Below are 21,642 nucleotides of genomic sequence, written 5' to 3'. Positions count from 1 at the left end.
CAATCATGAAGTAAGAAATGAGGAACTACATGTATAATATCAGCGTTTTGGCATTTTTGAAAGATGTCAATACAGAACGGGCGTTGCGTCTTTTTTGTGAACGATTCGACTCGGCTGAACATGCGCTCTGGGAAAAAGGAATGCGTCTGCTTCACCAGTACCATGCTGCACGACATGCAGGAGTAACCCTGACCGTCTCCAGCACACTTCAGCATATGGACGATCGTCATGATATTTACATTGTTGATCTGCGCGAGTACAGCGAAGAAGAGCTGGATCGTTTATATATTGCAAAAACCTGCGAGTTGCTGCTGCTGACGGATGGGGCAACGGAAACCGCTGCAAGGTTTGCCGCACTCCAGCGCCGGACTCCCCGGCTGCTGTGCGCACGGCTTCCGCTGGTCAGCTATGAGCTGGAGTGTCTGATGCAGGCTATTCTGGGCCGAATCGAACCGAATGGAGGAGACAGGGAAGCATGAGACGATGGGCTTTGTTGAAACCGGGTTGGCAAAAGCTAATCCTGTACCTGCTTGTTCTGGGTATGACCATGCTTCTGGCCATCGTGCTTCAGTGGTTTATTGTTCGACAGTTCAGCGGTCAATTGGCGGACATTCAGGACAAGCAGCTCCGGTATGAGGTGCAGGATTGGTCCAGCCGTATATCCGAGCACTACGCGGCATGGCAGGCTGAACTGAATGAGCTGGCCTCCAGCCTCGGCAGAAATATACTGAATCAGGGGACGCGTCAGTATACCGAGGGCTTTAAGCGTGAAAGCGGGGCATTTTATGTGCTGGATGAACAGTATCGTGTGATTGCCGGACGTGATAACCGTGAGATGAAAAGCGCGGTACAGCAAATTAAATTGCTGCAAAACGGCTGTGCCGTAAGCTCCTTTGTGACAGAGGATCATCAGCCTGCGCAGTATATCGTGTGCAGGATTCAAGGGGCGCAGACGGGCGGCTTTATGGTGCGTACCATTGACTCCGGTATGCTCAGCGGTATCATCAAGAGTAAACCGGTCAATCCGCACGAGACTTTATTTTATAATGATCAATTCAAGGTCGTAGCTTCCCTCAATACATCGGATATCAATCGGACAGACATTACGGGTGTAACCCGCAGGTTGCTGGAGGGCAATACGGGTGTTGTTGAAGATCAGGGAGTGAAACACGGCATAGGGTTCAGCCGCGTTGGGGAAGAGGCTCTTTACATTTCAGTTGAGGATGTTGATCAGGACACTGCCCAGCGGATCAGCTCTTTTCGCAAAAAGGTATGGCTGGTCATGGCTCTGCTATTGTTGATACTATGGGCCATGCTCGTACAGTTTCGCAAACGGATCGTGAAGGATACGCTCGTGAATAATCAGGTGCGGGACCAACGGCGGGATGAAGATATGCGTCAGCAGCAGGATACGTACTACTTGCCGTTAATGCAGACGATTGAGCAGCGGCTACAAGAGTTGCAAGAGCAGACTGCCCGCCTGACAGGCGGAGATGACTTGAAGCTGTTAGGCTTTTATCATGATCTGGCGAACCGCTTTGAAGCAGCTTCCAGTCAGGGAAAGGGAGCATCCCATGAGGAATTGGAATATTTCCGTGAGTTGAATGAAAATTTCATTCAGGGACGTCTCAAACAGGAATCCTCACTGGGAGGGCTGCTGACCGGAGTCCGCACCTTACGTGATGAGCTGGAAGAGAAGATGCACGACAATAGCGGAATCAGCTTCACGGATATGAACGTGGTATTGTCAGAGTCGCTGAAATGGGCGAACCGTTCGATGAACATGAAGGAAATTCAGGTCATCTTGCGGCAAGAGCCTGTTCCGTCCATTGCAGCCCAAGCACCAATGCTGTACAAGACGATTCAGGGACTGCTGGAAAATGCCGTGCAGGCGATGGGACAAGTGGATGAGCTATCGGAGGTTCAGGAGCGAGGTCGTACGGGTCTGCGCTCTAAGCGACAGACTCAAGTGCTTAAGGTCAGCTCGCGGCTGGAAGAAGGAGAAATCGTTATTACCATTGAGGATACGGGCGGCGGTATTGATGACAAGATGCGTTGGAGCTATTTTCAGCCTGAATATTCGCAAAATTCGCAGGAGCATACGTTCAGCCTGTATCATATGGATGCCTATCTAAAAACAATCAGTGGCCGCTTAAAGCTGCGTAATACGGATAAAGGCTTGCAGGCAATTGTTCGTTTGAGAAGATAATCGGAAATTTCAAGAGAGGAGGGGGCCAGGCATGGTGAGAAAATGGATATTTCGATACCGCTATGATATGGCAGCAATCTTGCTGATGCTGGCAGCGATTGGCGTATATCTTGCGCCTATCTATGGACCGGGGCAAATCGTATTTAGTGATATTGCCTTTGGTGCCACCTCTCATCGGTACCTGGAGGAAATTATGGGGGTATGGAACGAACGGTGGTCTACCTCTACCATGTTCAATGCTCCCCGTATCCTTTATATTTTGCCCTTCTATGGATTTTCGTTGCTATTCGGAGAAAGCGGACCGGTCTTGCTCAAGTCGTTTATCACGGGTTTGCTGTTTGTTTCGGCATTTTCGATGTATGCCTTTGCCAAGCGGCTGGTCAGTGTATATTATTCACCGAGCTTTACGAAAACTCGCATTTTTGCCATCATGATTGGCGCACTGTTTTATGCACTGAATCCGTGGGTTATTTTTCGCATTCAGCATATCTACTTGCTCTGTGGATATAGCTTGTTCCCGTTAATGCTGCGCTTCTTTTTCAGCGCGGTTGATCCCAAATTTCAAATTCAGCAAATTAAAAACTATAATCCTCACAAGCTGTACCAGCGGAACTGGATAGACTTGTTTCTGTTGGCTGCGGTATTTACCGTCAGTGCCGCTGCGATTCATTATTTTTTCTTCGGCATGATTTATTTGGGATTGTTCACCATGCTTTTGCTGATCAAGCTGACCTGGACGCACCGCAAGGCCGGTCGCACCTATTTACAGCCGTTATACGGCAATTTTTTGCGTAAAGGGATCATTTTTGGCGTATTCTTCGGCCTGCTCAGTTTTTACTGGTTGTCCCTGTATCTCGGCAGTATGGTGATGGATGCCCAAGCGTCGCAGCATAATATCAACGTCGTTGATACCTTGTCCCTGTTCAGCCGCAACAGCAGCTTATATAATGTGGGCTATTTACTGAGCTATTGGTGGCCTATGTTTTCCTTTTCCTCACTGCCTGCAATGTTTTATGTGGGCGGAGGATTTTTACTGCTCTTGATTGGCTATGCGATGGTGACACGCTCACACAAAAATCCGATCATTCTGATTTTTTCGCTGCTTACGTTATTATTTCTCGTCGCCGCCACCGGGACAACCTTTCCATCCATTGCCAAGTGGTTTGTCATTCTGGTGACGAAGACCCCTGTGATTGGCTCGGTTTTCCGTGATCCCAACAAGTTTATCGGGCTGATTGCCCTTAATTTCGGGGTACTGCTGACCTTCGGTGTGATTCAGTTTATGGAATGGTTTGGATCATCGCGGCTGCAACGAGTATATAAAAGGCTGGCGCTTGTCATTGTGGTCCTGTGCCTTGGCGTGTATTTTGCTCCTCTGCGCACCCAGTTCATTGAGGGGTATTACAAGCCTGTTCAAGTACCGGAGGCTTACAGTCAATTGGCTGAAAAGCTGACAGACCCGGATCGCTTTGACAGCAAAGCCTTGTATTTTCCGATTGCCGACAATATGATTCAGAGTTTCAACGGCGTAGCCACACCCAAATGGAATAAGGGTAAGACCGCGAACGAAAAGGCAACCGGAGATTTTCAGGTATATTCTTCGCCCAAAAATACGATCTTTCATCATGAAGGCAACGATCCTGGTATTACATACTATATGAACTTTCTGGAGTATCTGCTGGACAATGGACTAAGCTCGCGGTTAGGCTCGTTATTCTCCACTTTTGGGGCTAATCAGCTAGTCTACCATGACGAATATGAGGGGCAGGAGAAGCGGCAGGATTTCCATCTGTCTCAGCTGGAAGGCCAGACCGGGCTGAAACGCACATACAAGAACGGAATTTTTTCCATATTTAATTTGGATCAGGCCCCGTCTTATATGAACATATTAACGAGCAAAATTGTGACACCTTACGGCTTTAACCGACTGGAGAGTTACAGCCATCTGCCTGGATTTGATTTTAGTCGCTTCGGCGTATTGTTCAGTGCGTTAAAGCCTGAGCTAAAAACCATTCAGACGGTCAAAAAGGGGGATTATGTGGAAGCGGCCTCCTTTAACGATTTGCTGTTGTCACAGCTTCCGGCAGAGGATTATTTGCGTCCGTTTGATGTCATTGAAGATGGCAATGCCTTTTTAAAATGGTCCAAAACCTTTGCCTCGACCAGCGAATGGCTATGGTACTTATCGTCCCAAAATATACGGAATTTCCCTTTTGATATGGAGATGGACGCTGGAATTGCTGTCACCTTTGCCAGCAAGAAGCTGGATGTGGCCCCTTATCAGATGAGCAGTATTGAGGGGAAAACCGTCGTGGATTTTGATTCCATGCTGCGGACCGAAACCTTTTTCAAACCGGATAATCCGCAGTTGTTCAGTGTGGAGGCTAACCCACGTGAGGAATCGAATGATGTGCCGACCCTGCATGGCGAGATTATGAAGGGAGACCCAAGCAATATATGGCAGGTCGCCAGATCCGGTTTACTGGAAGCCAAGGAAAATAACCCGTACCAGTTTCAGATCACTGTCTCTGGACGCGGCACGAACAAAATGCATGTTAAAATGAGATTTTATGATAAGCAGATGCGTGAGCTGGGGGTTAGCTATGTCGTAGCTCCTTCGGAGGGACATGATTTTGACGGTGTGAAATTTTACGGGGAATATGTGTCCCCGCCGGGCAGCTATTGGATGCGAATGGATTTGTTAACCCTGCAACGCCCGCAGCAAAAGAACTACTGGTGGATTCATGATATCCAATTACGTGATTTGGGACAATATAGTAGGCCTAACGCGTTTACGATGCACAAAAAGCTGGAACAGCCGCAAGCCTCGCATGTATATGCGAGAGTGTTTATGAATAAGGCAGGTGGGAAGCTACAAGTTACGCTGCCAGGTGGAGTGGTCGACATCAAGACCCGTGATGAAGGCTTGAATCAGTTCCAATGGGTTGACCTGGGAGAGCATGCTTTTCCCAAAGGGGATACCCCGATTACGGTGAATAACCTGCAAGGCTTTAATGCGGTCAACCAATTTGCGATTGTGCCTGTAGACCAACTGGATGAGCTATCTTTTCCGGTGGAGCAGGCATTGAAGCGAGGCAAGCTCTTTTTCACTCTGGAGGCCGAGAGCGATTTTAACGTCCAAGGAAATGTACAGTCAGAGCGTGCTCTGCCGAGGCTCAGCATGGGACGGGGAATCAGCTATCAGAAAGGTACATTAAGCAGGGATGTGGAGATCGCCAAAACCGGCACCTATTCCACAGCTATTCTGGCTGATTTACCTGCGGGTTACCATGGCGTATTGACAATGAAGTGGACGAATGAAGAGACAGGCAAGGTGCTGACAAGAACGATTTATACAGGTGAGTCGTATAAGCGGTTGCCCGTTACTTCTTCTTCCGAAGATCAGGTTATTGAAACGGTGCCGAATCAGGATGGCTTTGCCAAACAAATTATTCAAATTCCCGGTCTGCTAAACGATTATGGACGAGTAGAATTCAAGAAACTCTTTTTGACCAAGGGGAAGTATCGCTTAACGCTGGCGTTGGACAGTCAGGTGCCGTCCATGAGCGGGTATGGAGATATTCATCGGATGGCTGCGCAGGAAATGACGGTTAAGCCAGAGGAAAATACGAAGGAATCTTTAAGCAATGATGTAGGCTGCGTGGCGGATATTCAGCCTGGCAAGACGAGTCTGTCCTCAGATGGCGAGGGGGTGTCCATTCGTTACGCACCGAGCTATTCATGTGATTGGAATATCTATGCGTCGAAGAAGATGAAGGCTGAGCCACTACAAGAGTATGCCGTACAACTGGATGCGCGGTCAGAACAAATTGGAAGCAGGCATATGAAGGTTATTTTTTTGAATAAGGCCTCCCAAATCCTCCAGACCTCTTATATTAACGAGGTGGAGGAGCGAGATAAGGAGCAATGGAATCATTACGATCAGATTGTGAAGGCTCCGGCAGGAGCCGCCTTTATGCAGTTCCAGATTTTGGCACATGCGCATAAGAAGCAGTCAGGCTTATTTCAAATGAAGCATTATTCCATCATTCCTTATCGGGCAATGATTACGGTGGATCAGCTTACGCTGTTTGAGGGGACGGATATGGAAACCTTTTTTGCGGTTCCCCATGCTTCAGAAAGTATTCAGGCTACTCGTGAAAATTCCATGGAACGCAGCTTTACGCTGTATAATCCGACGAATCAGCAGGTACTGATTCGGGAAACCGAGTCGCCTAATCCACTGTGGGAATTCAGACTGGGAAGTGAAACCCAGCGTGCGCGTCTGTCGGTGAACGGAGTGACTACCGGATTTATAACGAGTGGCAACGGAAGTGGCAAGGTCGTCATTATTCTGGCTTCCGCCTACCGTTTTGGCTGGATACTGTTCATTATTGGAATACTTGGTGGAGCGGCTTGCTTCCTTCCATATCAGCGATGGATAAAACGAAAGATTCCATAGAAGGAAGTTACCATGATGCAATTCAGTAGCCATTAGAGGGCACGGCTACATCTCGTATTTGTACCCTCGGCCCCAAACGGTACGGATGTGCTGAGGATTTTTGGGATCGCGTTCGATTTTTTTGCGGAGACTGGAAATATGTACGTCAATCGTGCGATCGAGATAGGCACCGTCTCCGCCTTTAATCCGATCCATCAGCTCGCTACGGGTAAAGACTTTGCCTGGATAGCAGGATAGCTCTTTTATAATGGAAAATTCGATTTGAGTCACTTCAACCTCCCGGTCATCGACCAACAGGCTGTGACGGTAATCATTCACCCAGACCCGCACTTTTTTGAGTTTTTTGGTTATGGCTTGGGACTCGGCAGGCATGCTGCGACCACAGCGGCGCAGTAAGGCTTTGATACGGGCGGTTAGCTCTCTCAGGTTGAATGGCTTGCATAAAAAATCATCCGCTCCGTCTTCCAGTGCTTTAATTCTTATATTCAGAAGGGTATTGTTGGAGATCACCAGCACAGGAACCGTCGTATATTGACGGAGTTGGTCGATTAGTGCGCATTCGACCATACCGGAAAACAAAAGATCAGTCACAATAATATCAGGCTTAAAACGTATAAGTGTCGAAACTGCTTGCTTAGAATCGTAAATAAGTTCGGTAAGATAACCTTCTTCCTGAAGATGAAGGGCAATCATATCTGCCAAACTTTTTTCATCTTCAATGATAAGTATTTTAATGGACATAACTGACAGCTCCTGTACAAACAAATATACAAATACATGATGCAATCATGTATAAATTTCGATTTATGCATACTTATGTAATCGGCAAATTTATGAAAAACGAACAGTGCCAGGTGGCATGTAACTTATTAATTAAGAGGAAGAAGGTTGCATAAATGCGAATGATTTTATTATCTGGAGGTTCTGGTAAACGTCTCTGGCCTTTGTCCAATGAGAGTCGCCCCAAGCAGTTTCTTTCGATTCTGCGTCATGACGAACGACCTGAAAGTATGCTGCAACGGATTTGGCGGCAGTTAACTGAAGCAAATTTGGCAGGGGAGGCCTATTTTTCAACGAGTGGAACTCAAGCTGAGCTGATCCGTGGGCAAATTGGAGCGGATGCTGTAGTAATTGAGGAGCCTACCCGACGGGATACATTTCCAGCTATTTCCTTGGCTGCCGCCTACTTGCATGATCGGGCAGGTGCATCGCGCGACGAAGTTGTAGGGGTTATGCCAGTGGACGGATATGCGGGAGATGAGTTTTTCGAGCATTTACGCAGGCTTCCATCTATATTGGAGCAATCCGGGAGTGACATCGCACTCATGGGAGCTGTTCCAACGGAGCCTTCTGACAAATATGGCTATATTGTTCCTTCGTCATCTCCTTCCTCCAATCAGCCCTATCTCAGGGTTAGCTCATTTGTGGAAAAGCCGGATCTGATCCGTTCGGAGGCGCTGATTCGAGAAGGAGCACTATGGAATTGCGGTGTATTTGCTTTCAGGCTTGGTTTTTTACTGGACACGCTGGAGCAAAAGGGTCTATCATCGGACTATGCATCTCTTTCGACAAATTATGCAGAATTACCCAAAACAAGCTTCGATATTGCGGTGGTGGAACAGACCCGTCAGCTTTCGGTGCTTCCCTATCATGGTGAGTGGAGGGATTTAGGAACGTGGGATTCGCTGGTGCGGGAAATGAGTTCGGAGCTGAGCGGCCCGGGCTATATTTCGGAAGCTTCTCATGATTCGCATATTATCAATGAACTGGAGATTCCAGTTAGCATATGGAATGTCCCGGACATCATCGTCGTTGCCGGACCGGATGGTGTGCTGGTCACCGATCGACAGTCGTCTACAGGGATTAAGGATATGGTGGCGGAAATTGAGATAGGCCCTCGTTTTGAGGAGCGCTTTTGGGGGAAACAAACGGTATTGTCCCACCAACAAGCGACCAGCGGCTTACAGACAGTCACCAAACGGGTAGTCATCTCTGCTGGAAGGTTCATCAGCTATCATGAGCATCAGTTTCGTAAAGAGGTTTGGACTATTGTGTCCGGGGTGGGAAGCGTCTGTATCGATGGAATAAAGCAAACGGTCAACCCCGGTGAAGTTATTGTCGTAGAGCCGGGTACGAAGCATTATATAGGTGCTATCGAGGGGGATTTGGAGTTCATCGAATCTCAAATTGGGCATATTGTGTCAGAAACCGATATTATTAGATACGAATTTCCCGACTCCATCTAACACTAGCTATCGTATGAAGTAAATCTAAAATAATAGGACTCAACTGGTACGGATGATGCTATCATAAGGTAGTGAAGGCGAGTTAGGAACTATTTTTCTTTAAAACCATAAAAGCATCTGAAATTTCACGAAAAAGGTATCCATGCGGTGAACGCGTGAATATCTTTTTCTGCATCGAAGCTTGCGTAAGGCACGGTATAGGGACGATGCTTATAAAATCAGTTTCTTGGAAATCAGCCACTCTTTTACCACATCCGTACTGAGGTCTCTTTCTGGTGTCCATTCCACTTTATCCACCAGCTTGCCATGCCTGAATTCCGCAATGGTGGGGGTGTACTTTACGTTGTATTCCTCTTTGAATTTATTCCATTCTAGCTTGTTCTTATGAATTTTGTGAACATTCAAAAAAGTGATTTTGGAGCCCAGATCATACTGCTCGATCATCTTATTAAAGTTAGGCTCAAAGCGATTGCAGTCACCGCAACTGGGTCTGCCAACATAGACAAACACACTTTGATCCTGCTGGATCAGGTTTTTAAAACCATCAACTGTAACCGCATTCAAATGATCGTATATTTCGGGATAATTGCTTTTACTCGCTTGAATCTCTTTGTCTTTTTGCTGAACAACCTGCTCCAGATCCTGAAACTTGAACACAGCCGAAATAGCGATAGCAATGACGAGCAGTGCAATTACGCTTAAACCGACGATATATCCTTTTTTCACGAAAATCCTCCTTTATTTAACAATCTTATACACACCATACACGATATTTCCATTTTTCGCTGTAATAATTGTCTCATTTTTACTTTTTTTCTACGAATCATGACATAAACAATAAATAGGATATATTTGTGAATTTATTAGCTGAGGAAAAATATAAAATACAGTGGAGGAACGCAAAAGAAGCTCCCCGCAAGGGAAGCTTCTTTTATACGTGAGGCAATATTACTGTGTTAATTCATGATTAGATAACTACTGTCATCAAGTAGTCTTCGCGTTTCACTTCAGATTCTGCTGTTTTCAGAACATCCAGGTACTTAGCAGAATTCGTCACAATGATCGGCGTAGCTGTCGGGTAGCCTGCGGCTTTAATTTGCTCAATGTCAAATTCGAGCAGCAGTTGTCCTTGAGTCACTATGTCGCCTTCTTTTACGCGCTTGTCAAAAAATTGTCCTTTCAGCTTCACTGTATTCACGCCAACGTGGATCAAAATTTCTGCTCCGTCATTGGAAGTAATACCGATAGCATGTCCGGTAGGAAATACCGTCGTAATTGTTCCGTTTACAGGAGAAGTCAGTACACCCTCTGTAGGTTCAATCAGAATTCCTTTACCCATAGCCCCTGAGGCAAAAGCGACATCAGAAGATTCTTCGAGTGGCAACACTTTACCTTGCAGCGGACTTACGAGTATTTCCTTCTCAATCACAGTTTCTTTCTTCTCAGGTGTTGGTGCTGCTTTGACAGTTTCTTCTTTTGGATCATCAAAGCCCAAAACCATAACTAGCACCATTGCAAGTACAAAGGCAACGAGCAAGCCGATGACAACCCACAAGAATCCAGCACCAAAATAAGTAGGCAATGCCAACAAACTAGGCAGGGAGAAGGATTTTGCAGTCGCTCCGCCGGAAGCGATAATAGCCCCGCCAATACCACCGGAAATACAAGCATAAATAAATGGCTTTTTCAATTTCAAAGTTACGCCATAAATCGTTGGTTCTGTAATCCCAAAAACAGCCGCCAGCGTAGAGGAACCTGCCAAAGCCTTCATTTGAGTATTTCGGGATTTCAGGAATACGCCGAATGTTGCACCAGCCTGAGAAAGTACGGCTGCTGTAAGCATCGGAAGCATCGTGTCATAACCCAATGTTGCAATATTCGACAGCATGACCGGAACGAAGCCCCAATGCACGCCGAAAATAACAAACACTTGCCAGAATGCCCCGGCAACAGCACCAGCGACCAGCGGGCTTAAATTGTATACCCAGGTAAAGCCGTTCGCCAAGCCTTGACTGATCATGTTACCTATTGGACCAAAGGCCAGGAATGTCAACGGAATAACGACCAGTAAAACCAGCATCGGAACGATAATATTTTTCACCGATTGATGGATAAAGGAATTGAACCAGCGTTCCACATAGGACTGAACCCAGACTGCGAGAATAATTGGAATAACACTGGAACTGTAATTAATCAGAATGATCGGAATACCCAGAAACGCCAATCTTTCCGGGTTGCTTACCGCCGCTATAACCGCCGGATAGACCAGAGCTCCGGCGACTGCGACCGATACAAAGGTATTTGTCTTAAATTTACGGGACGATGTAACAGCCAGAAATACGGGCAGGAAATAAAATACGCTGTCCGAAGCAGCGCTTAGGATCAGATACGTACCGCTTTTATCATTAATCCAATGGAGTGACAAAATTAATGCCAGAATCCCTTTGAGCAAACCGGCTCCGGCAAGAGCGCCCAAGAGAGGCGAAAAAATGCTGGAAATGATATCGACGGCTTTACCAAGAAAGTTCGTTTTCTCGGAAGATTCTTCCTTTTTCTCACCTGCATTTTCGGCATCCTGCAAATTCGTTTCTGCCATCATATGCTCAAATACTTGACCTACATTGTTGCCGATAACAACTTGAAACTGGCCGCTGCTTTCCACCACCGTAATGACACCGGGCGTTGCTTCCAATGCAGCTTTGTCTGCTTTTGTACGATCATTTAATTTAAATCTCAAGCGTGTAGCGCAATGGAATACCGAATTGACATTCTCTTCGCCGCCAACGAGAGTCACTATTTTTTTGGATAGCTCTTTATCGCTCATGTTCAGAACTCCTTATAGGTTATTCTTGTTATGGATAGGACTTTCTGTTTACTTCATGTTGCTAAGATGCGCCGGCGTGCATCTTTTTAACCTTGTAAACAAGAAAAACCTAAACTCGTAGCGAAAGCAACACGTCCTCTTAAAGAAGAACGTGGATTTCGCCATCAGTTTAGGTTTTGCCTGCCTTACCAGTCACAATCCATGAACGATGAAGGTATGAAGTTTTTAGCCAGATTTATGATTGACTTGTTACTTGACAATATTATTCCGCAATATTATTTCGCTCGGTCACTCGATGAATATGAATGGTCAGATATACATATTCGTCCTTGCTTAAATATTGATCGTAGGTTTTTTCCAGATATTCATTGATCTTTTGCGCACAAGCGAAAGCTTCGGTATACGTCTGCTTTACCTGGTTGTACAAAAATTCTTCGCCGCTGTGAATGACCTCTTTACGAATCACCCGCATCGCAAAATATTGCAAATGCGTCAAAAATCTCGAATAGCTAAAAGAGGACTCGTCCAGCACAATACCATAATGATACGTAATAATATTCAATATATGTTGAACGATTTCGGTCATTTTCAGCGTAGACTTCATTTCGTTACCGTCGATCCGAGCATTCACCATATGCAATGCGATAAAGCCCGCTTCGTCTTCGCCAAGCTTCACTCCAAGCGTATTTTCAATTTTTTGCAGAGCATCCAGCCCAACCTCAAATTCTTTCTTGTAAAAGCGCTTAATCTCATACAGCATCGCGTTTTGGAGAGCGAGCCCCTTCTCTTGCCGCTGTATCGCAAAATGAATATGATCGGTCAGCGTTAAATAAATATTATCGCTTAATTCCGTATCCAGCACTTCCGTTGCATGGGTTACGATTTCATTCACGACCTCCAGATGAGATACGGGAATGTCGTTTAGCAGCTCGGTAAGCTTGGCCGTGAACTCGTTTTCATTTAACATGAAGATTTTATCTATTTTATCATCATCGACTTGGTCGCCAGCCACCTTTTTGAAGGAAATGCCTCTCCCCATCACGATGACCTCTTTGCCTTTGTCGTTTTTAGTCAACAGGACGTTGTTATTGAGCACCTTCTCAATAATCATTGAAGTTCCCCCTCCCATCCTTTACCAATAAAAAATGCCTAAGCACAATTCAACACTATTGTTAGCAATAGCACTCAATTGAACTCAGGCATTGCCCGCATCACCGGTCACAATCCTTTATATAGTGCTATTGTAGCACAAAAAAAAGCGATTTCAACATATTTTATTCTTATTCGACAAAAAACATTACAAACACAGGTCCTTTCGCCTAGCCCCTCAGTTAAGCGTTACTCTATGTAGTCGTGCGTTCAATGAGGCTGTATTGCAGGGGTTGCAGCTCCATTTGGCGACCCACGAGCTGAGGGGAAAGCATGTAAAAGGCATTTTGCGCCTGAGCCTCAATTGGATTCTGAACGGTTGTAATGCCCAGCGTATGCGAGAGCTCCGTGTTATCAAACCCGACGATCGCCAGATCTTCCGGCACGCTCAGCAGTTGTCTGCGGGCTTCGCAGAGAATTCCAACCGCCACATAATCGTTGGAGCACAGAATAGCCTGTGGGAATTCGTCCCGATACTGTAACAAATCGCGCACCACCCGCTCACCGTCACGGATGTTATAGATGGAAGATTGATTCCAATGCTGCAATACAGGAAGATTATGCTGCTCCATGATATATGCATAGGCTCGTTGTCTGCTGTGGGTGTTGATGCTGCTTGGGCGACCAAAGGCATTGGCTATACGAGTATAGCCTTTTTGTATCAAGTGTTTTAGCGCTAGCATGTATCCTTCGTACTGGTCCATGGCGACGGAGCGAATATCGGTATGATCCATTCGTTGCCACGACACAATCGGGCCATACTTGCAATAAGTGCTTAATAAATCGGTATCATTTACACAGGAAATGATGACCAGCGCATCAACTCTTTTTCTTTTCAGATCTTCGAAGGCCTGAAGCTCTTTCTTCTTGTCTTCTCCCGAAGTGTAAATTATCGTTTGAAATTCGTACTGGCCCGCCACCTCTACAAAGCTGTTCAGAAATGCGAGAACAATTTCATTAATGGTTGAAGTGATGATGCCAATTTGAAGGGTCTGACCCTTGGATAAGGAAATGGCGTTCCGATTGGGAACGTAATCCAGCTCCTGCATGATTTTTAAAATCTTGCTTCTCGTCTCCTGGCTCACATGGGGGGACTTGTTTAACACTCTGGATACCGTAGCTTTGGAAAAGCCCGCCAGTTTGGCAATTTGATCAAGATTCGACATGCTGCTTCTCCTCACATATGAAAAATATTTGACATGAAACGCGTTACAACATTTAGGATGCTTATGAGGGCATTACTTCTATTTTATAGCATCTGTCGATGCATTTCAAAAAAACGTTCCTCATGTTGTGGTATTATCCTGGCAATACTTGCGATATCGTAAAGCTAAGCCTTTAGGAAACGAGGGGATTTGCGAAATGACGATTCAAATTGCATATTTAGGATTTGGCAAAAGTACAACCAGATATCATCTGCCCTATGTTCAGATCAGGGACACCTTTCAAGTATCGAGAGTGTTCACACGCCAAGTGCGGGAGGATATGGAAACGGCTTACCCATACATTCAGTTCTCGGACCAAATTATGGACGTTCTGGGCGACCCGGAAATATCACTCGTCGTTGTATGTACGCCTTCCTCTACGCATTATGAATATGCAAAATTGGCTCTATCCCATGGCAAGCATGTGCTGGTGGAAAAGCCTTTTTGTGAAAACCTTGAGCAAGCGCGAGAACTGATCCAATTCGCCAAGGAACATAATCTCATCATCATGCCTTATCAAAACCGGAGGTTTGACAGCGATTATCTGGCGTTCAAGGAAGCACTCCATTCCGGAAAGCTGGGAGACATCGTCGAAATTGAATCCCATTACGATTATTTCCGTCCAGATGCCAGTATGCCCGGCGGCAATCCTGTTAACGGAATGTACTACGGACTCGGTGTTCATACGCTGGACAGGCTCATCGCCTTATTTGGCAGACCGAAGCAAGTCGGATATGACATCAAGTCTATTCGTACTCCTCATGGCGCTGATGATTACAATGAAACTATATTATATTACCCGGACAAAAAAGTGATTGTAAAAACTTCTCTGGTGGTGTGCCTGCCTTACCCGCAGTTCACTATTCACGGCACGAGGGGCAGCTTTGTCAAATGGGGAGACGATCAGCAGGAAACCTGGCTGAAAGCTGGCGAGACCCCGGATGCGGAAGGTTTCGGACTGGATAATCCCACTTCCTATGGCAAACTTAAATACGTGCCGCCCGGTAGTAGTGAAGCTATCGAGGAAACACTTCCTACGCCAATAGGAGATTATGGACAATTGTATGACTCGTTGTACGAGTCCATTGTGCACGGAACACCCAAGCTGGTTAAGGACGAGGACATATTGCTGACAATCGAAATATTGGAAAGCGGCTTTAAGCAGCCTTCCCCGTCCATCGTTGATTTCTGACGATAAACTCGCCATCAAGAAAGGAAGTTATGCCATATGAAGCTCGGAATGATTGGAACCGGATGGATCAGCACGGAATGGGTTAAAGCCGTGAAAGAAGGCGGCGGCTGGGAAATTACAGCCCTCTTTGTTCGAAATAAGGACAAAGGCGCAGCTTTTGCCGCTGGGTGTCAGCTTGAAAACATTACGCTGTATGACAGTTTGGAAGAGATGGCTCAATCCGATATTGATGCCATTTATATTGCTACGCCCAATTCCTTGCACATGCCGCAAGCGCGTCTTTTTTTGGAGCATGGTAAACATGCGATTGTCGAAAAACCGATCAGCCTGACAGAACAGGAATTGCGAGAAGCTTACGAGTTGGCTGACCGAAATGGTTGCTACCTGCTGGAAGCGGTTCGCCATATCCATGAGCCTAATTTTTTGCGCCTTAAGGACAACTTGAAGCGCGTGGGCAATATCCAGGGCGGCACCTTGTACTCCATGCAATTTTCCTCCCGGTATGATCAGTTGCTGTCAGGAGATACTCCTAATATTTTTTCTCTGTCTTATGGCGGGGGGGCATTAACGGATTTGGGTGTGTATTCGCTGTATTTTGCCATTGATTTGCTCGGAGCTCCGACATCAGGCTTGTACCGTGCCCAAAAGCATGAGAATGGCGTGGATTTGGGCGGCCCGATCCTACTGTCGTATCCCGATTTTACACTGGTGATCCAACTGGCCAAAAATGCTGTAACCACCAACCGTGTTGAAATTTACGGGGACCAGGCCACTATGATCTCCAGTGGTGTTTCTGGTATTACGGAGGTATCGGTGCTGGATGTCCGTACTCAGGAAATAGATACTATAAGTGCTCCTGAAACTCATCATTTCATGTTTCACGAGGCTCAGGAATTTTATCGGATCATTGCCGAAAAGGACAAAGACCGCTACGAAGAATTGAAGTCATTAAGCATAGAGGTTCAGAAGATCAGCAATGAGCTGCGCCATCAAAATGGCATTTATTTTGAAGATAGACAAAAATAACTAAAGAAAAGAGGCTCTCATACTATGACTAAGACATTAAAAGGATTTCCGAAAAACTTTCTGTGGGGCGGGGCAACCGCAGCTAACCAATTGGAAGGCGCTTTTGACGTAGATGGAAAAGGATTGTCCAGTGCGGACGTAATTGCCTATGTACCCAAAGCAGAGCGCACAAACGATCATGCTATAGAGATTTCGTCCGAGCGACTCGAAGACGTTTTATCTGGCAAGGTGAATGCCCGTTTTCCAAAGCGCGAGGGTGTGGATTTTTTCCATCATTACAAAGAAGATATCGCATTATTTGCGGAGATGGGCTTTAAGGTATTCCGCATGTCCATTAACTGGTCGCGGATTTTCCCGAATGGTGATGATGCGGAGCCGAATGAAGCAGGACTGCAATTTTACGATAATGTATTTGACGAGCTGCGCAAGTATGGGATAGAGCCACTGGTGACATTGTCCCATTACGAGACACCGCTAGGTCTGACACAGAAATATAATGGCTGGCTCGGTCGTGAAGTGATACAACACTACGTCAATTATGCCGAAACGGTGTTTACACGTTATAAGGATAAAGTGAAATACTGGCTGACTTTTAATGAGATCAATGTGATGACGATGAGTCCGTTCACAGGTGGCGGTGTGGTCATTGACCGTGTAGATAACAAGCAACAAGCGATCTATCAAGCCCTGCATCACCAGTTTGTGGCGAGCGCATTGGCGACAAAACGAGGCCATGAGATTATTCCTGGCTCTCAAATCGGCTGTATGCTGGCTCGTATGGAAAGCTATGCAAATACATGTAACCCGGAGGACGTGCTGAAAAGTCAGCATGAAAACCAAATGAATCTGTTCTTTACGGATGTACATGCCCGTGGGGAATATTCAAATTATATGAATCGTTATTTTGAAGAAAATAATATTGTTTTGCACACAGAACCCGGCGATGCCGAAATTTTGAAAAATAACACGGTCGATTACATCTCATTCAGCTATTACATGACCTTGACTGTCTCTGCAGGTCCGGAAGGAGAGAAGGCAGCGGGGAACCTGATTGGCGGCGTGAAAAATCCATATTTGCAATCCTCTGACTGGGGCTGGCAGATTGATCCGATCGGCCTGCGTGTTACGCTGAACACATTATATGACCGCTATCAAAAGCCGCTGTTCATCGTGGAAAACGGCTTGGGTGCATATGACAAGGTGGAAGAAGACGGCTCCATTCACGACACGTATCGCATTGATTATTTGCGCCAGCATATTGCCCAAATGAAGGAAGCGATTGCGGACGGTGTGGATTTGATTGGTTACACGAGCTGGGGGCCTATCGACCTTGTGAGCATGTCTACTTCCGAAATGTCCAAGCGTTACGGATTTATTTATGTTGATCTGGACGATGACGGTAACGGAACACTGAAGCGCTCCAAGAAGGATTCTTTTGACTGGTACAAAAATGTAATTGCCACTAACGGCGAAGAACTGTAACCCAAGCTAACTGAATATAACCCAATATGGTCTGGGGGCGGGTGCGGCGAAGAACATCATGAGGATGAATCTGGCTGCGCCCGCCCTCATTTTATAGGCCATCTTAAGATAACGAAACAACTTCACAAATTTTTCACTTGTAAAAAGCTGAAAGTTTTCTGTATAATAAAAAACAATTTCATATGTCTGGTTGATGTTTGCGGGAGATGGAACGTAAGTTCCGACCGAAGGGGCAAAACTCTCAGGTGCTTGGGCTGATTACAGCAACAAGCGGGACCGTAAACGGACAGAACTCTGGAGAGACCCTTAATTGGGCGCCGAAGGTGCACCGCAGATATCATCTGCTTAAACTCTCAGGCAAAAGGACAGAGACGCGAATAACCTGTGACAGGGGATGCCCTAGGCTTTTTTATGAGCTGTTAGTGGCTGAATCCTGCACAAGATGGTTGTATTTTTTCGTGCCTTTAACCTCTCCAGGAGTCGAATCAGCGGATTTGACTCTTTTTTGTTTTTTAATATGCTGGAGGAGCGGGTTGAAATGAATTTGGTACATGTGTTAGAGACAATTAGCAGTTGGATATGGGGTGCCCCTCTGATCATTCTCGTCATGGGAACAGGTCTGTGGCTGACCATACGTTTGAAAATGTTGCAGGTTTTCCGCCTGCCTCTGGCGATCAAGCTGATCGGCAAGGCCCCAAATGAAGGTAGCGGGGATGTCAGCAGCTTTGCGGCCCTGAGTACGGCGCTGGCAGCTACAGTAGGTACAGGAAGTATTGTCGGCGTCGCGACAGCGATAAAATTGGGAGGACCAGGCGCCCTGTTCTGGATGGTTGTTGCAGCCTTTTTCGGGATGGCGACGAAATATGCGGAAGGTGTGCTTGCAGTAAAATACCGGGTGAAGGATCGGAATGGACAATTTTCCGGCGGCCCGATGTATTATATTGAAAAAGGGCTTGGACGCCGCTTTAAACCGTTGGCGATGCTGTTTGCTTTTTCCGGGATGCTCGTAGCGCTGTTCGGGATTGGAACATTTCCTCAGGTCAAAGCGATTGTATCCTCAACCGAAAACAGCTTCGGTGTTCCGCCGATTGTAACGGCATTGATTATTGCTACCCTTACGGGACTCGTTACCATTGGAGGACTCAAGAGCATTGCCAAGGTATCAACCAAAGTGGTCCCTTTCAAAACTGGCTTGTACGTGTTGATCTGTATGATCGTACTGATTCGGTTCGCCGATCAGATTCCTGCCGCACTCGCACTTGTGCTGCATTCGGCATTTTCCACGACGTCTGCGACGGGTGGATTTGCCGGGGCTACGATTATGCTGGCGATGCGCAGCGGGGTAGCCAGAGGGATTTTTGCCAATGAGGCCGGATTGGGAAGCGCACCGATTGCAGCCGCAGCCGCCAAAACCAAATGGCCTGCGGAGCAAGGGCTGATTTCCATGACAGGTGTGTTTATAGATACGATGATTATTTGCGTAATGACCGGGCTGACGCTGCTGGTTAGCGGCGTATGGAGCGGTCCTACCGATGCGGGCTTGATGACGCAGCAAGCTTTCTCCAGCGCATTCCCGCTTGGTGCGGAACTGCTCACAATCATTCTGATTATGTTCGCGTTCACCACGATGCTTGGCTGGAACTACTATGGAGAACGCTGTGTTGAATATTTGTTGGGTGTCAAATGGATTAAGCCTTACCGTTATCTGTTCATTGCGCTGGTTGCCGGAGGCGCGTTTATTAAGCTGGATGCGATATGGTTACTGGCAGATATCTTTAACGCCATGATGGCCTTCCCGAACTTGATTGCACTGCTTGGCTTGTCGGGAATTGTGGTTGCTGAGACCCGTACCTATATGGATTCCCTGTATCCCAACAAGAAAAAGGGAATACTTGCAGGTGCCAGTGCAGGAGCAGCCATAGACATAGAAGAAAATGGTCAAACAGTCAGATCGTAAAGTCCGATATATCCGGATTTAAGAATATTGACTCTGCAAGAACATTTGACAGGATAACGAAAGGGAGTGTACCTCAGCCATTAGAGGCTGGGAGGACACTCCCTTTTTGCGTTTTAGAGCAGGATAAAGCTGGCTCAGTAAATCTAATCTTTGACCGCTCCGGCGGCAAGATCGGAAATAAACTGGCGGCTAATGAAAAGAAATAAAATGATAAGTGGCAGTACAGCCAACAGGGTGCCAGCAATGACCATCGCATAATCCGTATTGTAAATACCGTTTAATTGGGACAGCGCAATCTGGAGCGTAAATTTGCGCTCATCGGTTAATACGATTAACGGCCATAAATAATCATTCCATGCTCCTATAAAGGTGAATGCGCCGAGAAAAGCGAACGCAGGACGTAGAATCGGGAGCGCCACATTCCAATACAGCCGAAAAAAGCTGCATCCGTCCATACGCCCCGCTTCCAGCAGCTCCGTTGGAATGGATTCCTCTGCATATTGGCGTATCCAGAAGATGCCGAAGGCATTCACCATCCCCGGAATGATCAGCGCTTTGAACGTACCTACCCATCCAAAGGTAGCCATCAGCACAAAGGATGGGACAAGCGACAGTTGGGAAGGGACCATCATCGTAGCCAGAAGAATGATGAATAATGCTTTTTTGCCCGGAAAATCAAACTTAGCGAATGCAAAACCGGCCAGTGAATCGAAAAACAGTACCAACAGGGTAACCGAACTGGCTACAAAAAGCGTATTAAAAAAGGCTCCGGCAAAATCAATCTGCTGCAACACTCTTGTCACATTGCTCCAGAAGTGGCTTCCAAACCATAGCTGCGGCGGAAAACGATAGATGTCCGAAGTTGTACGGGTAGCCATGACGATCAGCCAGTAAAAAGGAAACATCGACAGGATCATTCCCGCCAACAGCCCGGTATATAAAATAACGGATTTTACACGTGCCTGCATCATGTTGTAGAGCCCCCTTCCTGCCGTTATTTTTTACCTTGTACGAGTTTCCAGTTCACGATGGAAAACAGGGCAATAATGAGGAACATGCCCCATCCAACGGCTGCGCCATATCCAAAATAATTGTTAATGAACGATTCACGGTACAGATACAACACAATGGTCATGCCACTTGCTCCGGCGCCGCCGTCATTACCGACCAGTACCTGCGGTTCGGTGAACAACTGCATTCCGCCAATGGTAGACGTAATTACGGTAAACAGGATGACTGGACGCAGCATGGGAATGGTGATGCGAAAGAAGGCCTGCACTCCGGTGGCCCCATCCATTTTCGCAGCCTCATACAGCACATGCGGAATACTCTGGAGTCCTGCCAGATAGATGATCGCATTATAGCCGGTCCATCTCCATACAACCATGGAGGAAACGGCGATTTGGATACCCCAAGGCACATTAAGCCACTGAATCATAGGCAAGCCTAGGAGTTGCAGCAGGTAATTGAGAAATCCGAAATTATTGGCAAATAAAGCGCCAAAGATGATGGCAACCGCCACAATGGATGTCACGTTCGGCAGAAAAAATCCGACCCGCCACAGGGTACGCATTTTGACAAAGGGTGCATAAAGCAGGAAGGCAATAATCAATGCAAAAAATAGCATCGGAATCGTTGAATACACCCAGATCGCAAAGGTATTGCCCACAGCCTGCCAAAATTCGTTATCTGTTACAAGGTAGCGAAAGTTACCCCAGCCGTTATAGGTCATATCTCCGATGCCATCCCATTTGTGAAACGCCAGATATAATGAAAAGCCGATCGGAAACAAGCCGAAGATGCCAAACAGCAGGTAAAACGGCGAGATCGCGGCATATACGGCACGGTGCTTCCATATTTCTCTCAGCATATTGACCACACGCCTTTTTT

At 46.5% G+C, this 21,642-nt stretch carries 15 protein-coding genes and 2 riboswitches; of the genes, 8 read left to right on the top strand and 7 right to left on the bottom strand.

What is annotated here, in order from left to right; genetic code table 11:
- Positions 1–29: 29 nt before the first annotated feature.
- From C1I60_RS00385 to C1I60_RS00375, 3 genes are read left to right on the top strand one after another with little or no spacing between them, the layout of a single operon-like run.
- Positions 30–479, top strand: coding sequence for a hypothetical protein (locus tag C1I60_RS00385; protein ID WP_137060000.1), 450 nt, complete (start codon positions 30–32; stop codon positions 477–479).
- Positions 476–2,209 (top strand): ATP-binding protein, encoded by a 1,734-nt coding sequence (locus C1I60_RS00380; RefSeq protein WP_137059999.1) that lies wholly within the window; start codon positions 476–478, stop codon positions 2,207–2,209. Before C1I60_RS00385 ends, C1I60_RS00380 begins: the two co-directional genes overlap by 4 nt.
- Positions 2,210–2,243: 34 nt before the next feature.
- On the top strand, positions 2,244–6,671 hold the full coding sequence (locus C1I60_RS00375) for a polysaccharide biosynthesis protein (RefSeq protein ID WP_137060212.1): 4,428 nt from the start codon (positions 2,244–2,246) through the stop codon (positions 6,669–6,671).
- 45 nt (positions 6,672–6,716) lie between these two features.
- Here C1I60_RS00375 and C1I60_RS00370 read toward each other — a convergent pair whose 3' ends face one another.
- Positions 6,717–7,412, bottom strand: coding sequence for a response regulator transcription factor (locus C1I60_RS00370; protein ID WP_137059998.1), 696 nt, complete (start codon positions 7,410–7,412; stop codon positions 6,717–6,719).
- A 155-nt stretch (positions 7,413–7,567) separates the two neighbouring features.
- Between C1I60_RS00370 and C1I60_RS00365 the strand changes: the two genes are divergently transcribed.
- Positions 7,568–8,917, top strand: a complete 1,350-nt coding sequence (locus C1I60_RS00365; RefSeq protein ID WP_137059997.1) for a sugar phosphate nucleotidyltransferase — start codon at positions 7,568–7,570, stop codon at positions 8,915–8,917.
- 210 nt (positions 8,918–9,127) lie between these two features.
- On the opposite strand, the gene C1I60_RS00360 is transcribed toward C1I60_RS00365, so the two are convergent.
- The 4 genes from C1I60_RS00360 to C1I60_RS00345 form a co-directional block, all read right to left on the bottom strand.
- Positions 9,128–9,643, bottom strand: a complete 516-nt coding sequence (locus C1I60_RS00360; RefSeq protein WP_137059996.1) for a thioredoxin family protein — start codon at positions 9,641–9,643, stop codon at positions 9,128–9,130.
- A gap of 241 nt (positions 9,644–9,884) precedes the next feature.
- Positions 9,885–11,741 carry a beta-glucoside-specific PTS transporter subunit IIABC gene (locus C1I60_RS00355; protein WP_137059995.1) on the bottom strand — a complete coding sequence of 619 codons (1,857 nt, stop codon included), beginning with the start codon at positions 11,739–11,741 and terminating at the stop codon, positions 9,885–9,887.
- Between the two features lie 262 nt (positions 11,742–12,003).
- Positions 12,004–12,852, bottom strand: coding sequence for a BglG family transcription antiterminator LicT (licT, locus tag C1I60_RS00350; protein WP_137059994.1), 849 nt, complete (start codon positions 12,850–12,852; stop codon positions 12,004–12,006).
- 232 nt (positions 12,853–13,084) lie between these two features.
- On the bottom strand, positions 13,085–14,056 hold the full coding sequence (locus C1I60_RS00345) for a LacI family DNA-binding transcriptional regulator (RefSeq protein ID WP_137059993.1): 972 nt from the start codon (positions 14,054–14,056) through the stop codon (positions 13,085–13,087).
- A gap of 196 nt (positions 14,057–14,252) precedes the next feature.
- Between C1I60_RS00345 and C1I60_RS00340 the strand changes: the two genes are divergently transcribed.
- The 4 genes from C1I60_RS00340 (at position 14,253) to C1I60_RS00325 (ending at position 19,752) form a co-directional block, all read left to right on the top strand.
- Positions 14,253–15,287 carry an oxidoreductase gene (locus C1I60_RS00340; RefSeq protein ID WP_137059992.1) on the top strand — a complete coding sequence of 345 codons (1,035 nt, stop codon included), beginning with the start codon at positions 14,253–14,255 and terminating at the stop codon, positions 15,285–15,287.
- 36 nt (positions 15,288–15,323) lie between these two features.
- Positions 15,324–16,313 (top strand): Gfo/Idh/MocA family protein, encoded by a 990-nt coding sequence (locus C1I60_RS00335; protein WP_137059991.1) that lies wholly within the window; start codon positions 15,324–15,326, stop codon positions 16,311–16,313.
- Positions 16,314–16,337: 24 nt separating this feature from the next.
- A complete protein-coding gene (locus C1I60_RS00330) occupies positions 16,338–17,795 on the top strand; it encodes a glycoside hydrolase family 1 protein (protein ID WP_137059990.1) in 1,458 nt (485 codons plus the stop codon).
- 190 nt (positions 17,796–17,985) lie between these two features.
- Positions 17,986–18,062: riboswitch (glycine riboswitch) on the top strand.
- 17 nt (positions 18,063–18,079) lie between these two features.
- A riboswitch (glycine riboswitch) is annotated at positions 18,080–18,174 on the top strand.
- 159 nt (positions 18,175–18,333) lie between these two features.
- Complete coding sequence (locus C1I60_RS00325; protein WP_289306496.1) at positions 18,334–19,752, top strand: alanine/glycine:cation symporter family protein; 1,419 nt, start codon at positions 18,334–18,336, stop codon at positions 19,750–19,752.
- A gap of 143 nt (positions 19,753–19,895) precedes the next feature.
- Here the strand turns inward: C1I60_RS00325 and C1I60_RS00320 are convergent, their stop codons facing one another.
- Both C1I60_RS00320 and C1I60_RS00315 read right to left on the bottom strand, forming a co-directional pair.
- Positions 19,896–20,723, bottom strand: a complete 828-nt coding sequence (locus tag C1I60_RS00320; protein ID WP_137059988.1) for a carbohydrate ABC transporter permease — start codon at positions 20,721–20,723, stop codon at positions 19,896–19,898.
- A gap of 23 nt (positions 20,724–20,746) precedes the next feature.
- Complete coding sequence (locus C1I60_RS00315; RefSeq protein WP_137059987.1) at positions 20,747–21,622, bottom strand: carbohydrate ABC transporter permease; 876 nt, start codon at positions 21,620–21,622, stop codon at positions 20,747–20,749.
- Positions 21,623–21,642: the final 20 nt, after the last annotated feature.

The organism is Paenibacillus terrae, from assembly GCF_005217525.1.
Lineage (GTDB): Bacteria > Bacillota > Bacilli > Paenibacillales > Paenibacillaceae > Paenibacillus > Paenibacillus terrae_C.
The sequence above is the reverse complement of the archived record's forward strand: the minus strand, read 5'-3'. Positions and strand labels throughout refer to the sequence as shown.

Bases quoted from the DNA above. Each gene is read 5' to 3' on its own strand.
- C1I60_RS00385 (WP_137060000.1), top strand. From the start codon at position 30: ATGTATAATATCAGCGTTTTGGCATTTTTGAAAGATGTCAATACAGAA.
- C1I60_RS00380 (WP_137059999.1), top strand. From the start codon at position 476: ATGAGACGATGGGCTTTGTTGAAACCGGGTTGGCAAAAGCTAATCCTG.
- C1I60_RS00370 (WP_137059998.1), bottom strand. From the start codon at position 7,412: ATGTCCATTAAAATACTTATCATTGAAGATGAAAAAAGTTTGGCAGAT.
- C1I60_RS00325 (WP_289306496.1), top strand. From the start codon at position 18,334: ATGAATTTGGTACATGTGTTAGAGACAATTAGCAGTTGGATATGGGGT.
- licT (WP_137059994.1), bottom strand. From the start codon at position 12,852: ATGATTATTGAGAAGGTGCTCAATAACAACGTCCTGTTGACTAAAAAC.
- C1I60_RS00355 (WP_137059995.1), bottom strand. From the start codon at position 11,741: ATGAGCGATAAAGAGCTATCCAAAAAAATAGTGACTCTCGTTGGCGGC.
- C1I60_RS00345 (WP_137059993.1), bottom strand. From the start codon at position 14,056: ATGTCGAATCTTGATCAAATTGCCAAACTGGCGGGCTTTTCCAAAGCT.
- C1I60_RS00340 (WP_137059992.1), top strand. From the start codon at position 14,253: ATGACGATTCAAATTGCATATTTAGGATTTGGCAAAAGTACAACCAGA.
- C1I60_RS00320 (WP_137059988.1), bottom strand. From the start codon at position 20,723: ATGATGCAGGCACGTGTAAAATCCGTTATTTTATATACCGGGCTGTTG.
- C1I60_RS00330 (WP_137059990.1), top strand. From the start codon at position 16,338: ATGACTAAGACATTAAAAGGATTTCCGAAAAACTTTCTGTGGGGCGGG.
- C1I60_RS00365 (WP_137059997.1), top strand. From the start codon at position 7,568: ATGCGAATGATTTTATTATCTGGAGGTTCTGGTAAACGTCTCTGGCCT.
- C1I60_RS00335 (WP_137059991.1), top strand. From the start codon at position 15,324: ATGAAGCTCGGAATGATTGGAACCGGATGGATCAGCACGGAATGGGTT.
- C1I60_RS00315 (WP_137059987.1), bottom strand. From the start codon at position 21,622: ATGCTGAGAGAAATATGGAAGCACCGTGCCGTATATGCCGCGATCTCG.